This window comes from Streptomyces sp. R818, assembly GCF_056172735.1.
On record NZ_JAOCNE010000004.1, the window covers coordinates 66,243 to 81,457 of the forward strand.

General features: G+C 73.8%; 12 protein-coding genes and 1 pseudogene. 4 read left to right on the plus strand and 9 right to left on the minus strand.

Going from position 1 to position 15,215, the window contains the following annotated elements; all coding sequences use genetic code 11:
• Window positions 1-89: 89 nt before the first annotated feature.
• Both N5I75_RS13175 and N5I75_RS13180 read right to left on the minus strand, forming a co-directional pair.
• The gene (locus N5I75_RS13175) at window positions 90-2,975 is read right to left on the minus strand and encodes an ATP-binding protein (RefSeq protein WP_476677130.1); all 2,886 of its coding nucleotides are present in this window, start codon (window positions 2,973-2,975) and stop codon (window positions 90-92) included.
• 36 nt (window positions 2,976-3,011) lie between these two features.
• Window positions 3,012-3,671: an ABATE domain-containing protein gene (locus N5I75_RS13180; protein WP_476677132.1), complete on the minus strand. Its 660-nt coding sequence runs from the start codon at window positions 3,669-3,671 to the stop codon at window positions 3,012-3,014.
• 48 nt (window positions 3,672-3,719) lie between these two features.
• On the opposite strand from N5I75_RS13180, the gene N5I75_RS13185 reads away from it, so the two are divergent.
• Window positions 3,720-4,445, plus strand: coding sequence for a leucine-rich repeat domain-containing protein (locus N5I75_RS13185; protein ID WP_476677134.1), 726 nt, complete (start codon window positions 3,720-3,722; stop codon window positions 4,443-4,445).
• 17 nt (window positions 4,446-4,462) lie between these two features.
• Here N5I75_RS13185 and N5I75_RS13190 read toward each other — a convergent pair.
• From N5I75_RS13190 to N5I75_RS13215, 6 genes and pseudogenes are all read right to left on the minus strand, one after another.
• Window positions 4,463-5,388, minus strand: a pseudogene (locus N5I75_RS13190) (universal stress protein).
• 149 nt (window positions 5,389-5,537) lie between these two features.
• Window positions 5,538-5,780, minus strand: coding sequence for a DUF397 domain-containing protein (locus tag N5I75_RS13195; protein WP_476677136.1), 243 nt, complete (start codon window positions 5,778-5,780; stop codon window positions 5,538-5,540).
• An 84-nt stretch (window positions 5,781-5,864) separates the two neighbouring features.
• On the minus strand, window positions 5,865-7,046 hold the full coding sequence (locus N5I75_RS13200; protein WP_476677138.1) for a thiolase domain-containing protein: 1,182 nt from the start codon (window positions 7,044-7,046) through the stop codon (window positions 5,865-5,867).
• The gene (locus N5I75_RS13205) at window positions 7,046-8,137 is read right to left on the minus strand and encodes a thiolase domain-containing protein (RefSeq protein ID WP_476677140.1); all 1,092 of its coding nucleotides are present in this window, start codon (window positions 8,135-8,137) and stop codon (window positions 7,046-7,048) included. Before N5I75_RS13205 ends, N5I75_RS13200 begins: the two co-directional genes overlap by 1 nt.
• 1 nt (window position 8,138) lies before the next feature.
• Window positions 8,139-9,113 (minus strand): OB-fold nucleic acid binding domain-containing protein, encoded by a 975-nt coding sequence (locus N5I75_RS13210; protein ID WP_476677142.1) that lies wholly within the window; start codon window positions 9,111-9,113, stop codon window positions 8,139-8,141.
• A 423-nt stretch (window positions 9,114-9,536) separates the two neighbouring features.
• The gene (locus N5I75_RS13215) at window positions 9,537-10,337 is read right to left on the minus strand and encodes a crotonase/enoyl-CoA hydratase family protein (RefSeq protein ID WP_476677144.1); all 801 of its coding nucleotides are present in this window, start codon (window positions 10,335-10,337) and stop codon (window positions 9,537-9,539) included.
• Between the two features lie 160 nt (window positions 10,338-10,497).
• Here N5I75_RS13215 and N5I75_RS13220 point away from each other — a divergent pair, with 160 nt between their 5' ends.
• Together N5I75_RS13220 and N5I75_RS13225 are read left to right on the plus strand one after the other, a co-directional pair.
• A complete protein-coding gene (locus tag N5I75_RS13220; protein WP_476677146.1) occupies window positions 10,498-12,120 on the plus strand; it encodes an acyl-CoA synthetase in 1,623 nt (540 codons plus the stop codon).
• Between the two features lie 40 nt (window positions 12,121-12,160).
• Window positions 12,161-12,943, plus strand: coding sequence for a GNAT family N-acetyltransferase (locus tag N5I75_RS13225; protein WP_476677148.1), 783 nt, complete (start codon window positions 12,161-12,163; stop codon window positions 12,941-12,943).
• Here the strand turns inward: N5I75_RS13225 and N5I75_RS13230 are convergent.
• On the minus strand, window positions 12,940-13,779 hold the full coding sequence (locus N5I75_RS13230; RefSeq protein ID WP_476677149.1) for an alpha/beta fold hydrolase: 840 nt from the start codon (window positions 13,777-13,779) through the stop codon (window positions 12,940-12,942). The genes N5I75_RS13225 and N5I75_RS13230 overlap by 4 nt on opposite strands.
• Before the next feature lie 129 nt (window positions 13,780-13,908).
• On the opposite strand from N5I75_RS13230, the gene paaK reads away from it, so the two are divergent.
• The gene (gene paaK / locus N5I75_RS13235) at window positions 13,909-15,210 is read left to right on the plus strand and encodes a phenylacetate--CoA ligase PaaK (protein WP_476677151.1); all 1,302 of its coding nucleotides are present in this window, start codon (window positions 13,909-13,911) and stop codon (window positions 15,208-15,210) included.
• Window positions 15,211-15,215 lie beyond the last annotated feature (5 nt).

Genomic DNA, 15,215 nt, shown 5'->3' on the forward strand with positions numbered 1-15,215 from the left:
ACGTCGCTCGCGGCGTGATGCCCGCCTCGGGGTTTGGCAACCGGATTTCTGGTCAGCGGCTGCCGCGACAGGGGTTCGGGGCCGCCATGTCAGGGAGGGAGCGCTGCCGCGAGGCCGGTCTGGTCCGTGCCGATCTTGCGGTAGACGGCCGACAGGAGGCGGACCACCGTCCGCTCGTCGAGGTGCAGCTCGGCGGCGGTCTCGGCGGGGCAGAGGCCGCGCGCGGCGCAGCCCGCCGCCGCGCGTTCGCGTGCGGTCAGCGTGTGCGTGGCCGGGCTGCGCAGGGGCCGGGGCCGCAGACCGGCGGCGGCGAGTTCGTCGCGGGCCCGCTCGGCGAGGCCGTCGGCGCCGCAGGCGGCCGCCGCCTCCAGGCCCCGGTAGAGCTGGTCGGCGGCGTCGGCTCCGCGGCCCGCGCGGCGCTGCTCCGCGCCGAGGGCGACGAGCGAGCAGGCCAGTTCGTAGCCGGCCGGTGAGCGTTCGAGGTGGGCGACGGACTCCTCCAGGAGCTTGCCGCGCGCCGCGCCCGTCGAGACCTCGGCGGCGGCGCGCAGGGCCTGGCCGATCGCGGACGGGGCGCCGAAGTGGCGGGCGCGTTCGACGGCGTCGTGGGCGGTGGCGAGGGCGCGGGCCGGGGCGTCATGGGCTTCGGCGCGGGCGAGGTGGAGCTGCCAGGGGCACCAGGCCGGGTTGCGCATGCCGCGCGGGTCGAGCCGGCGCCCGGCGGCGGCCAGCTCCTGGGCGGCTTCCTTGGTGCGGCCGAGGGCGAGGAGGAGTTCCCCGTACACGGTCTGCGCGTCGGGGAAGACGACGGCCGCGGGGAACGGCTGCCCGAAGGAGTACGTCTCCGCGACCGTCCGGGCCTCCTGGACCCGGCCGCGCGCGAGCAGCACCTCGACGAGCGTGCCGACCGCGTACCAGTGGGCGGGTGTGCCGGGCCCGACGCGCTCGGCGAGGCGCAGACCCGCGCGGGCGAAGTCCTCGGCCTCGGCGAGCCGCCCGCGCCGGTGGCGGACGTAGCCGAGCAGGGTGTACGCGAAGGAGAGGTGGCCGCCGCGCCAGCCGGCGTGCTCGAAGTCGGCGATGCCCTCGACGAACAGCTCCTCGGTGCGGCCGGGCCGGTCGGCGTAGAGGAAGGAGAGGGCGACGAGGACGGGGACCTCGAAGCCGCGGTCGTCCTCGGCGGCCCAGCGCAGGCCGCCCGCGAGGGCGCGTTCGGCGTGGTGGATCACGGTGGCGGCGGGTTCGCCGCGCAGGGTGGCGTCCCAGGTGCGCAGGCCGATGATGTAGCGCTCGGTGAGGTCGCGCCCTGTGAGCCGGTCGGCGAGTTTCGCGAGGCGCCGGGAGCGGGCCGGGGAGTCGGGTTCGTCGGCGCGGAAGGCGTCCCACATGAACTGCTCGGCCTGGAGGCGGAGGCGGACGCGGGGGTCGGTGGTGTGCCGCATCTCCCGGGCGAGGGTCTCGGAGGCCTCGGCGAGCCGGTCGCTGTGGGCGAGGACCTGGGAGAGCCGGTAGACGATGCCCTGGCGCAGGGCCGGGTCGGAGATCGGCTCCTCCAGGGCGGCGCGCAGGTGGTTGACGGTGGTGGCGGGCTCGGTGAGCAGGGAGGCGCTGCCGAGTTCGTAGAGGACGACGGCGCGGTCCTCGAAGGGCGGGGGTTCGCGCAGGGCGCGGGCCAGGTAGCGGCGGGCGGCGTCGGGGGCGCCCGCGCGGACGGTCTCGCGGGCGGCGGAGCGCAGTTGCTGCACGACCCAGCCGTCGCCGTCCGGGTGGGTCTCCAGGAGGTGGCGGGCGGCGGCGGCCGGGCCGAGTCCGGCGTCGACCAGGGTCCAGGCGGCCTGGCCGTGCAGGGCGACGCGGATGCCGCTGGGGATGGCGCGGTAGACGGCGGTGGCGATCAGCGGGTGGACGAACTCCAGGGTGTCGGCGCCGGTGAGGATGCGCGCGGTGCGGAGCCGGTCGGCGGCGTCCGCGGCCTCCTCGGCGCCGAGCCCGGCGACGCCCGCGGCCAGCTCGGGCCTGATCTCGGTGCCGAGGACGGCGCAGGCCCAGGCGAAGCGGACGGTGGAGGTCCCGAGGCGTTCGAGCCGGGCGATGAGTCCGCTGCCCTTGACGGCGGCGGCGAGGTCACGCAGTAGGTGCGCCGCGTTCTCGGTCGGGGTGAGGCCGCGGTCGTGCACCTTCGCGGTGAGTTCGACGGCGACGAAGGGGTTGCCCGCGGTGACGGCCCAGCACTCGCGGCAGAACGCGTCGTCGGCGTGGGCGCCGACGGACTCGCGGACCATGTGGGCGATGGCGGGCGCGCTGAGCGGTTCGAGGCCGAGGGGGCGCCGGCCCGCGCGGTCCGGGAGCCCCCTCAACGCCTCGGCGTGGTCGGGCAGTTCCTCGGGCCGGTAGGCGACGACGAGCAGCAGCGGCAGCTCCTCGGCGCGCGGCGCGAACGCGGCGAGCCAGCTCAGGGACTCGGGGTCGGCCCAGTGGGCGTCGTCCAGGACGAGGACCATGGGGGCGCGGTCGACGGCGAGGTGGGTGAGGACCCAGTCGAGGCCGTCGCGCAGGCCCTGCGGGTCCGGCGGCGTCCCGTCCGCGGCGGCGCACAGGCCGAGGGCGGGGCCGACGATGGCGTACCAGCTGCCGAGCCGGGAGCGCAGTTCCGGCTCGGGGACCCCGGCGAGCTGGGGCTGCACGAGCTGGCGCGCGACGTGGAAGGCGACGCCCTGTTCCTGGTCGCCGCCGCGGGCGTACAGGACGGTGCAGCCCTTGGCGGCGGCACGCCTGCGGACCTCGGCAAGGAGGGAGGTCTTGCCGAGCCCCGCGGGCGCGGCGACGGCGAGCAGTGCGCCGTGCGGTCGCTCGGGCGGTTCCACGCCGCCGGGGCGGAGCCCGGCCAGCTCGTCGAGCGCCTCGTCGACGACAGCGAGTTCGCTTTCGCGTTCGAGCAGGGGCCGTCTGCCCCGGCCGCCGCGCTGCTGCACCATGCCCTCAGCGTACGCCGGACCGCTCGCGCCGGAGCCTCATGTGCCCTTCTGTGCAAGGGAGTTGATGGTCATGTGGTGGCGCTCGTGGTGGCGGGCGACGCGCGCCCGGTTCCCGCAGGACGGCTTGCACCACTCCTGGCGCGGGTGCTCCTTGAGGAAGTACCGCACGCAGCGGGGCGCGTGGCAGGCCCGCAGCCGCTCCCGGTCGGCGCTCGCGAGGAAGGCGAGTGCGGCGCGGGCGAGCGCGGCGGTGAGGAGGTCGGTGCCGGACGCGTCGGCGGTGACGACCGTGTCCCGCACGGCCGGGGCGGCGTCGGCGGTGTCGTTCCCGTCCGGCCAGCTCAGGACGGGGGCGGTGGTCACGCGCGCGGCCGCCGCGTTCAGCCGGGCCACCGCGTCGGCGACGGGCAGCAGCCGCCCGGCGTCGGCGGGGCTCGGCTCCCCCGGGCGGACGGCGCGCGCGAACAGGGCGCGCACGGCGGCCCGCACCGCGCGGACCCCGGCCAGGCTCTCCTCGTCGCCCGTGAAGTGCGCGTCCAGCGGCAGCGCGGAGACGTGGTCCCGCACCCAGGCGCTGAGGCCCTCGGGGGCGAGGAGGTCGTCGGCGACACCGCCGTGGCCGTCATGGCGGATGGTGAGGACGAGGTCGAGAACGAGCCGGGTACGGTCCGGCCCCGCCGGGCTGAGGTCAGGCATGTGTTTAATGATAGGTTCCGCGTCCACCATTAGGCGCTGGAGGGGCTCGTGAACGGTGACCGCACGCTCTCGTACTGGCGGGCGGGCCTGGACTCCGTACCCGACGAGGTGTGGAGCCGTCCGGCGCTGGAGATCCTGCTCCTGCCCGACAACCGCCTCACACACGTCCCCGACCGCATCGGCACGCTGACCGCGCTGCACACGCTCGACCTCGGCCACAACCGGCTGGCCTCGGTGCCGGACGCCGTCGGGGATCTCACCGGCCTCACCCGGTTCCTCTACCTGCACGACAACGAGCTGACGGAGCTGCCGGACAGCGTCGGCGCCCTGGACCGGCTCGCGTATCTGAACGTCGGCGAGAACCGGCTGACCGCGCTGCCGGACACGCTGGGCTCGATGGCCGCCCTCGTCGAGCTGCGCGCGCAGCACAACCGCCTCACGGCGCTCCCCGACAGCGTCGGCCGACTCACCTCGCTCCGCGAACTGTGGCTGCGCGGCAACGAGCTGACCACTCTCCCCTCCTCCGTGGGCGACCTGCGCGCCCTGCGGGAGCTGGAGTTGCGCGAGAACGCCTTCGGCGCCGTGCCGGAAGCGGTGCGCGGTCTTCCGGCGCTGCGCAAACTGGACCTGCGCAGCAACCGGCTGCGGGAACTGCCCGGCTGGATCACGGAGCTGCCCGCTCTGGAGAAGCTCGACCTGCGGTGGAACGACGTACGCGTAGCGCCCGGCCTGCTCGCGGAGCTGGCCGGGCGCGGCTGTGTCGTCCTGCGCTGAGTCGCCGCCGAAGAAGCTCAGTCCTTGCCGGGCGCGGGCGCCGGAGGCACGATCGCGACCGGGCTCGCCGCGTGCAGGAGCACCGCCTGGGTGACCGAGCCGAGGATCGGCGCGGGGCGCGTGAAGCGGCGGCGGTGGCGGCCGACCACGACCAGATCGGCGTCGCGCGAGTTGGCGACGAGGTGGCCCGCCGCGTCGCCCGGCGCCACGTACAGGTCGGCCTCGACGTCGGGGTGGGACTTGCGCCGCTCCGTGACGGCGGCCTCGGCCAGGCGCAGCGTCTCCTGCTCGGCGGCCTCCTGGTCGACGGTGGTCGGCGCGAAGTCGCCGAACGCGGACCAGGCGAGCACCGGCCACGGATAGGCGGCGACGACCTGGACCCGGGCCCCGCTGCGCGCGGCGTGCGCGAAGGCGAAGTCGAGCACGGTGTCGTCCGGATCGGCGGCTTCGTCGGGCTGCAGACCGACCACGACACGCGGCCCCGGCGGCACCGGCGTGTCACCGTGCACCGTCCGGCCCGGGGGCGGCACGACGACGACGGGGCAGTGCGCGTCGCGCGCGGCGGCCACCCGTTCGAGCCGAGCAGCAGGCTCGCGAAGCCGCCGCGCCCGCGCGAGCCGAGCACCAGGAGCTGGGCCTCCGCGCTCATCTCGGGCAGCACGGCGGCGGGCAGCCCGTCGCGGCTGATGAACTCCAGGGGCGGCAGCCCCGCGCGCGACTCCAGGGCCTTGCGTACGTCCCCGATGACGCGGTCGTCGGCGGGCTCGTCGGGCCCGGCGACGAGCACGTCGGCCTGGAGCTGGGGCGCGTACTGCCGCACATGCACGATGCGCAGCTCCGCGCCGCGCCGGGCCGCGTCGGCGAGCGCCCACTCCAGGGCGCGCTTGCTGTCGTCGGACCCGTCGACCGCGGCGACGACGGGCAGGGGGTGCGGCGTACTCATGGCTTCTTCGCCTCCGACACGGGGCACGCTGCGACCGTGCCCTCATTGACCAGCAGTTCCTCCACCCAGGCTCGCGCACACGGGAGCCGCGGGACAGGGCCGAAGGTCGCGTGTCGGAAAGCGGGGCGGAGTGACCGCGGGAGCGGCCCCTACGTCAGGTCGAACTCGCCCTCGCGGGCCCCGAGCACGAACGCGCCCCACTCGTCCGGCGTGAAGATCAGCGACGGGCTCTGCGGGCTGCCGCTGTTGCGCATCGCGATGAACCCCTCCACGAAGGCGATCTGGACATCGCCCGCCCCCCTGCTGCTCGAACGCCAGTCCGCGTTGCTCAGATCCAGGTCAGGCTTGTCCCATCCCGCGAGCGGGTGCTGGTCGATGGTGCTTTCGGCCACGTCCGTGCTCCTCCCGGTTCGTCGTCCGTGCGCCAGCCTAGCGATCGGTGCGTACGGCGGACAGGCCGCGACGGCGGCGATCGTTCACCGCGTGGGCGGCTCGGCGCCGACCAGCCACATGGAGAAGAACTGCGAGCCGCCGCCGTAGGCGTGCCCGAGCACCTTGCGGGCGCCGTCGACCTGGTGCTCCCCCGCCTGCCCGCGCACCTGGAGGGCGGCCTCGGCGAAGCGGATCATGCCGGAGGCACCGATGGGGTTGGTGGACAGGACACCGCCCGACATGTTGACGGGCAGGTCGCCGTCGAGCTCGGTGACGCCCGCCTCGGTGAGTTTCCAGCCCTCGCCCTCGTCGGCGAAGCCGAGGTTCTCCAGCCACATGGGCTCGTACCAGGAGAAGGGGACGTACATCTCGACGGCGTCGATCTCGCGGCGCGGGTCGGCGATGCCCGCCTGCCGGTACACGTCGGCGGCGCAGTCCTTGCCGGCCTGCGGGGAGACGAAGTCCTTGCCCGCGAAGAGGGTCGGCTCGCTGCGCATGGCGCCGCCGAGCAGCCAGGCGGCCGGTTTCGGCGCGCGCGCCGCCCCCGCCCGGTCGGTGAGGACCATCGCGCAGGCGCCGTCGGAGGACGGGCACGTCTCGGAGTACCGGATCGGGTCCCACAGCATCGGCGACGCCTGGACCTTCTCCAGGGTGATGTCGTGCTCGTGGAGGTGCGCGTACGGGTTCTTCAGGGCGTTGCGCCGGTCCTTGTACGCGACCAGGGAGCCGACGGAGTCGGGCGCGCCGGTGCGCCGCATGTAGGCCCGGACGTGCGGCGCGAAGAAGCCGCCCGCCCCGGCGAGGAGCGGCTGCTGGAACGGGATGGGCAGCGAGAGCCCCCACATCGCGTTGGATTCGGACTGTTTCTCGAAGGCGAGGGTCAGGACGGTGCCGTGGACGCGGCCCGCGACGAGGTTGGTCGCGACCAGCGCGGTCGAGCCGCCCACGGACCCGGCGGTGTGCACGCGCAGCATCGGTTTGCCGACGGCGCCGAGCGCGTCGGCGAGGTACAGCTCCGGCATCATGACGCCCTCGAAGAAGTCGGGCGCCTTGCCGATGACGACGGCGTCGATGTCGGCCCAGGTCAGTTCGGCGTCGTCCAGGGCGCGGCGCGCCGCCTCGCGCACGAGCCCGGCGATCGACACGTCGCGGCGGGCGGCGACGTGCTTGGTCTGCCCGACGCCGACGACGGCCACGGGCTCCTTGCCGGTGCGGCTGCTGCTCATCACGGCTCCTCCCCTTCGACGGCTTCGCGTGCTTCGAGTACGGCGACGAGGTTCTGCTGCAGGCAGGGCCCCGAGGTGGCGTGGGCGAGCGCCCGGCGGGACTCCCCCCGGTGGATGCGGGCGGCTGCCTCGCCGATCCGGACGAGTCCGGCGGCCATGACGGGGTTGGCGGCGAGGGCGCCGCCGGACGGGTTGACAAGGACGTCGTCGCCGAGCCGCAGCGCTCTGCGCAGGACGACTTCCTGCGAGGTGAACGGGGCGTGCAGCTCGGCCGTGTCGACGGGGTGTCCGGAGTCCTCGAAAGCCCCGGCGTGCTCGGCGGCGAGCCGCGTCGAGGGCGAGTCGGTGAGGTCGCGGACGCCGAGGCTGTGCGCCTCGATGCGGTGGTCGATGCCGCGGATCCAGGCGGGCCGCTCGCACAGCTCGCGGGCGCGGTCCCCGGCGGCGAGGATCACGGCGGCGGCGCCGTCCCCGACGGGCGGGCAGTCGCCGGTGCGGAGGGGGCGGACGAGGTAGTCGCCGTGCGGGACGTCCGCGCCGCGGAGCTGTGCGTGCGGATTGCCCTCGGCGGCCTCGCGGCTGCGGGCGGCGACCCCGGCCAGGGCGGGCTCGTCGGTGTGGCCCGCGTCGATGAGCGCCCGCGCCTGCAACGCGGCGAGGGCTACGGAGTCCGGCCACAACGGGGCCACGTAGTACGGGTCGAGCTGCCGGGTCAGTACGTCCCGCACCGAGCCGGGCGACGACTTCCCGTAGGAGTACACGAGCGCGGTGTCGGCGTCGCCGGTCAGCAGCTTGGTCCACGCCTCGTACAGCGCCCACGCCCCGTCCATCTCGACGTGCGACTCGGAGATCGGCGGCCAGGCCCCCACGCCGTCGAGCGCCATCGTGAACGAGAAGGCACGCCCGGCGAGATAGTCGCTCGACCCCGAGCACGTGAAGCCGATGTCGCTGGTCCGCAGGCGTGTCGCGTCGAGCACCTCGTGCAGCACCGGCATCAGCATCTCCACCTCCGACTGCTCGTCGGTGGAGCGCCGGTGGGCCGTCTGCGCGAAGGCGACGACGGCGATGTCCCTGATCGGCGGTCGCCGCATCTCAGATCAGCTCCTTGTACGAGTCGTAGTCCGCGTCCGGTTCGCCGGTCGGCCGGTAGTGGTCCGGGTAGCGCCCGCCCTCGCTCCACACGGGCTCGACCCGCAGGCCCATGCGGACCTCGTCGTACGGGATGCCGGCGATGCGGCCGTGCAGTGCCAGGTCGGCGCCGTCCAGGGCGATGTGCGCGTAGACGTAGGGCAGTTCGATGTCGAGGTTCTTCGCCTTGACGTTGACGATGCAGTACGTGGTGACCGTGCCGGCCGGGCCGACCTCCACCTGCTCGGTCGTGGCGACACCGCACGTGGGGCAGGCGCCGCGGGGCGGGACGTAGACCTTGCGGCAGTCGGGGCAGCGTTCGCCCACGGTGCGGTGGTCTCCGAGGGCCTTGATGTAGCGGCTCTGGGCGGCGCCCGGGCTGTAGGTGTAGTCGAGGCGGGCGGGGGCGACGATGCCGGTGACCGCGTCGCTGTACCGGGCGTTGTGCGGGGTGGTTCCGGGGTGCGCCGCGGCGGCGTTGCCGTCGTCCGGCTCGAAGCAGGCGATGTCCGTGATGGCGCCCGTGCGGTCCTCGTCCGGGGTCCAGCGGATGCGGACGCGCATGCCTGTGCGGACGGCCTCCGGCCCCGGGGCGTCCAAGGCGTGCAGCAGGGCGGTGTCGGCGCCGTCGAGTGTGACGAGGACCCAGGCGAAGGGGGTGGTCAGGGGCTGGCCGCGGCGGGGTGCGGGGTTCCAGGCCCAGGTGGTGACGGTGCCGGTGGTACCGACCTCCACGAGGTCACGCAGCTCCTCTGCGGTCACGGGGTCGTACTCGACCGGCGGAACGAGGACGCTGCCGCTGGGGGTGCGGGCTCCTAGGCAGGTTTTGTGTTTGAGGCCGGTCAGGAAGGCGCTCTGGACGGGGCCCAGGGAGCGGGTGAAGGGGAACTCCACGACCAGAGGTGCGCGCAGTATGTCTGTCGGGGCCGGGTTGTTCATCGGGGCTCCTTCGCTTCGGCGGGCCGGGCTTGGTGTACGGAATTGCGTTCGTCGCTGTGTACGGGCCGCGTCGTGGTTGCCCGCGCCCCTCAGCGGTCGCGTCTGCCCCGCCGGCGTTGTCTCGCGGGTGCACGGCTCGTCGTGGCTGGTCGCGCAGTTCCCCGCGCCCCTGCGATGCGCACTTCGTGCGGCATCTTCCTGCCCGGGGCCGCCCCCTGGAGGCGCGGCGTAGCCGCACGCCTTCAGGGGCGCGGGGAACTGCGCGAGCAACCACGGCGCGAGGCGCGGTCGCCTCCCCACGGCCACCCGGCAGACGCTCCGAGGGGCGCGGGGAACTGCGCGACCAGCCACGACGTGAGGCGCACTCGGCGACGAGACCGGGCGGGGCAGGCGCCGGGCCGGGACGAAGTGGCCCCGGGCCCGTCACTCCCGCCGGAATCGCGGAGCGCGCCGCTCCGCGAAAGCCCGCGCCCCCTCCTTCGCATCGGCCGTGTCGAAGACCGGCCACCCGCGCTTCAGCTCCGCGGCGAGCGCCTCCGCCTCCGGCAGCCCCGCGTTGTCGTACACGGACGCCTTCACCGCCTCCACGGCCAGTGGCCCGCACGCGTTGACGCGGTCGGCGATCTCCAGCGCCGCGTCCAGGGCGGTGCCGTCCGGGACCACCCTCCCCACCAGCCCGATCGCGGCCGCTTCCGGCGCCGGATAGGGGCGCCCCGTCAGCAGCATCTCCAGCGCATGGGTGCGGGCGATCTGGCGCGGCAGCCGTACCGTCGAGCCGCCGATCGGGAACAGTCCCCGCGCCACCTCGAACAACCCGAAGGTCGCCGACTCCCCCGCCACCCTGATGTCCGTACCCTGCAGGATCTCCGTACCGCCCGCCACGCAGTACCCCTCCACCGCCGCGATGACCGGCTTGCGCGGCCGGTGATGGCGCAGCATCGCCTTCCAGTGCAGGTCGGGGTCGGCGGCAAGGCGGTCCCGGTACTGCTGCCCCGCCATCCCGTCGCCGGCCAGCGCTTTGAGGTCCATCCCGGCGCAGAACGTCCCGCCCGCCCCGGTGAGCACGACGGACCGGACGGAGTCGTCCGCGTCGGCCGCGACCCAGCCGTCGTACAGGCCGACGAGCATCGGCAGGGACAAGGCGTTCTTCGCCTCGGGCCGGTTGAGCGTGAGCACGAGCGTGGCGCCCTCGCGCCGCACGTCGAGATGTTCGGTCCCGTCCATGGCTGACCTCCCTGAGACGAGAACAGGTTGCAGGAGGCGGCGAGCCAGTTCAAGGGTTTTCTGACAGACAGTCAGATTACTTGCGCGAGGGCCCTTCCCCCTTCCCCGCTCCTCTGCTCTGATGACGGCCACCGAGACGGTGCGACGGTCAGGAGGAGCGGTGGAGTACAACCTTGCCGACCTGTTCGAGTCGGTCGTCGACGTGGTGCCGGACCGCGAGGCCCTCGTGTACATCGACCACCCCGGTACGGGCGCGGAGCGCAGACTGACCTACGCGGAGCTGGACGCCGCGGCCAACCGCGTCGCCCACCACCTGATCGACAGCGGCCTGCGCCCCGGCGAACACCTCGGCCTGCACCTCTACAACGGCGTCGAGTACCTGCAGACGGTGCTCGGCTGCCTCAAGGCCCGGGTCGTGCCCGTCAACGTCAACTACCGGTACGTGGAGGAGGAGCTGGTCTACCTCTACCGCGACGCCGATCTCGTCGCCCTCGTCTTCGACGCCGAGTTCACCGACCGCGTGGCCGCGGCCCTGCCCCGTACGGACAAGCTGCGGCACCTGATACGGGTGGGCGCCCCGGCGTCCGACGCCGCGCCGCCCCTCGAAGCCGTCGGGTTCGCCGAGGCGGAGGCGGGCGCGTCGGACGGGCGCGGGTTCGGGCCGCGTTCGGCGGACGACCAGTTCATCATCTACACCGGCGGCACCACCGGTATGCCGAAGGGTGTGATGTGGCGCCAGGAGGACCTGTTCTTCTCGGGGCTCGGAGGCGGCGCGCCGACCGGTGAGCCGGTCACGCGCCCCGAGGAGCTGGCCGAGCGGGTGGCGGCGGGAGGTGCCGGCATCACCTTCTTCCCCACGCCACCGCTGATGCACGGCACCTCCACCCTCACCGCGTTCATCGGCTTCCACTTCGGGCAGCGCGTCGTCGTCCACCGCAAGTTCGTGCCCGAGGAAGTGCTCCGCACGATCGAGAAGGAGCGGGTGACGAGCGTGTCGCTGGTCGGCGACGCGATGCTGCGCCCGCTCATCGACGCGCTGAGCGGCCCGCTGAAGGGCACGGACTGCTCGTCCCTGTTCAGCGTCTCGTCGTCGGGCGCGATCATGTCGGACACGGTCCGCGCCCAGTTCCAGGCGCTGGTGCCGAACGTGCTGCTGCTCAACAACTTCGGCTCGTCCGAGTCCGGCTTCAACGGCACGGCGACGGACGACTCCGGCGCGGGCCGGGGTTTCCGGCTCCGGGTCAACTCCCGTACGCGGGTGGTGGATCCGGCGACGTACGAGCCCGTCGCCGTCGGAGAGGTGGGCCGGATCGCCCAGCGCGGCCACGTGCCGCTCGGGTACTACAACGACCCCGGGAAAACCGCCGAGACCTTCTTCCACAAGGGCGACGAGCGCTGGGTGCTGCTCGGGGACATGGCGACGGTCGACGAGGAGGGCATCGTCACCGTCCTCGGCCGGGGGTCCCAGTGCATCAACACCGGCGGCGAGAAGGTCTACCCGGAGGAGGTCGAGCAGGCGCTCAAGTCGCATCCGGACGTCTACGACGCGCTGGTCGCCGGTGTCCCCGACGCGAAGTGGGGCAACCATGTCGCCGCCGTCGTCCAGCTCAGGACCGGCGCCCCCGCCCTCTCCCTGGACACCCTCCAGACCCACTGCCGCACCCACCTGGCCGGCTACAAGATCCCCCGCCAGCTGGTCCTCACCGACACCATCCAGCGCTTCCCGAGCGGCAAGGCGGACTACCGCTGGGCCCGCGCGGTCGCCGCCGACGCGGCCCGCTAATCCGGTTGCCGGGCGCCGGGGCCGCTGCTGAAGTGGCCGGATGGACCAGGAAGCGGTGCTCTCCCTCTTCGACCGGCAGCTGCGGCGCGACGCGCGGCCCGACGACCCCGGCACACGGGTCGAGCGGGTGGGGAACGTCGTGCGGCAGGCCGGGCCCGGCGACGCCTGGAACGGGGTGCTGTGGTCCGACCTCGACGCGAACAGCGCCGATGCCGCGATCGCCGAGCAGGCCGCCTTCTTCCGCCACCTGCGCGTCGAGGCGGAGTGGAAGGCGTACGGGCATGACCTGCCCGGCGATCTGGGCGCACGGCTGGTCGCCGCCGGGTTCGTGGCCGAGGAGACCGAGACGCTGCTCGTGGCGGAGACGGCGGGGCTCGCGCTCGATGCCGCACCGCCCGAGGGGATCGAGCTGCTGCCGGTCACCGAGGAGGCCCATGTCGAACTGGTCGAGCGGGTGCACGCGCGGGCGTTCGACGGTGGCCGCTCCTCGATCGGGCACCAGGTGCGCCGGCAGCTCGCGCACGATCCGGGGACGGTGCCCGCCGTGGTCGCGCTGCACGGCACCGAGCCGGTCAGCGCGGCACGGCTCGAACTGAACGCGGGCACGGACTTCGCGAGCCTCTGGGGCGGCGGCACCGTGCCCGAGTGGCGCGGGCGTGGCGTCTACCGGGCGCTGGTGGCGTTCCGTGCGCGCATCGCCGCCGCGCGCGGATACGCGTACGTGCAGGTCGACGCCACGTCGTACAGCCGGCCCATCCTGGAGCGCCTCGGCTTCGTGGCGCTGGGGACGACCACCCCGTACGTCCTGTCGGTGCGGCCCTAAGCCGCCAGGAACTCCGCCACCCGCGCCACGAAGAACTCCGCGTCGTCCAGCCAGGGGTAGTGCGCCGCGCCGGGCTGCACCTCGACCCGTCCTCGCGGGTAGCACTTGGCGGCGCGGTGGACGAGGTCGGGGCGCGGGCCGCCGTCCAGTTCGCCCGCGAGCAGCAGCACCGGGGCGTGGAGGCGGGAGAGGGCGGCGCGGGTCGCGGGCGGGTCGTAGGCGCCCTCGGCGGCGTAGCGGGCCTCGGCGCGTTCGTTGGTCTGGGCGTCGGTGCGGGCCGCGTGGGCGCGGGCGCGCTCGTCCCAGCGGCCGTAGAAGAAGGCGTCGTAGAGGGAGTAGTCGGCGTCGTTCTGCCCGGCGAGGAACTTCTCGTACTCGGCGTGGGCGGCTTCGAACCAGGGTTCGTGGCGGCGGAGTTGTGCCGCCGCGCGGCGGTCGTCCGGGGTGGCGCGCAGCCCGAGCGCCCATTGCGCGGAGGTGACCAGGACGAGCCGGGCGATCCGTTCGGGGTGGCGGGCGGCGTGCAGGACGGCGAGGTTGCAGCCCGCCGAGTGGGCGAGGACGTCCACGCGGTCGAGGTTGAGGTGGGCGCGGAGCGCCTCGACGTCGGCGACCTGCCGGTCGCAGCGGTACGTGGACTCGTCGGCCGGGACCGCGGAGTCGCCGGTGCCGCGCAGGTCGAGGAGGTACAGGGTGCGGTGGGCGGTGAGGCCGCCGAGATCGCCGAGGTACTCGGAGGCGCGCATCGGGCCGCCGGGCACACAGATGAGGGGCGGGCCCGAGCCTCGTACGTGGCAGGCCAGTTCGGTGCCGTCCGGCGCGGTGAACGTGAACATGACGTGATCATCACAGCCGGGCGGCGGCAGCGGCAATGACGCATCCCTTGACGGGAGGCCCCCGGCCTTGAATTACTGGCGTCCAGGTCAACCGAATGATCGGTCGGTGCGAGTGCGGGAGTGCGGTCGATGACGTCGACGACGACGCGATGGTGGGACGAGGGCGAGCGCCTGGGCGCGGACGAACTGCGGGCGCTCCAGCTGGAGCGGCTGCGCGCGACGCTCGGCCGGGTGTACGCACGGGTGCCGTTCTACCGGGAGGCCTTCGACAAGGCGGGCGTGCGCCCCGAGGACTGCGGCTCGCTCGCCGATCTGGCCCGTTTCCCGCTCACGACCAAGGCGGACCTGCGGGACAACTACCCGTTCGGGATGTTCGCCGTCGAGCGGTCCGAGGTGCGGCGGCTGCACGCGTCGAGCGGGACGACCGGGCAGCCGACGGTCGTCGGGTACACCGAGGACGATCTGTCGATGTGGGCCGACATGGTGGCGCGCGCGATCCGCGCCGCGGGCGGCAGGCCGGGCCACAAGGTGCATGTGGCGTACGGGTACGGCCTGTTCACGGGCGGGCTCGGCGCGCACTACGGCGCGGAGCGGCTCGGCTGCACCGTCATCCCGGCGTCCGGCGGCATGACCGCCCGCCAGGTCCGGCTCATCCAAGATCTGGAGCCGGAGATCATCATGGTGACGCCGTCGTACATGCTGACCCTCCTCGACGAGTTCGAGCGCCAAGGCGTCGATCCGCGCTCCACGTCCTTGCGGACCGGGGTCTTCGGCGCGGAGCCGTGGACCGAGGAGATGCGGCGCGAGATCGAGGAGCGGTGCGGGATCGACGCCGTCGACATATACGGGCTCTCCGAGGTCGTCGGGCCCGGCGTCGCGCAGGAGTGCGTCGAGACGAAGGACGGGCTGCACATCTGGGAGGACCACTTCTACCCGGAGATCGTCGACCCGATCACGGGCGAGGCGCTGCCCGACGGGGAAGAGGGCGAGCTGGTCTTCACCTCCCTCACCAAGCAGGCCATGCCGGTGATCCGCTACCGGACGCGGGATCTGACGCGACTCCTTCCGGGGACGGCGCGGCCCGCGTTCCGCCGCATGGAGAAGATCACCGGGCGCAGCGACGACATGGTGATCCTGCGCGGGGTGAACCTGTTCCCGACGCAGGTCGAGGAGATCGTGCTGCGCACCCCGGGCGTGGCGCCGCACTTCCAGCTCCGGCTCACCCGGGAGGGCCGGATGGACGCGCTGACGGTCCGCGCGGAGGCCAGGCCCGACGCGACGCCCGACGAGCGGGAGGCGGCGGCGCGGGCCATCGCCGCGCGGATGAAGGACGGGGCCGGGGTGAGCGTGGCCGTCGAGATCGTCGACCCGGAGACGCTTGAACGCTCGGTCGGCAAGATCAAGCGGATCGTGGACCTCCGGAACCGCTGACGGCC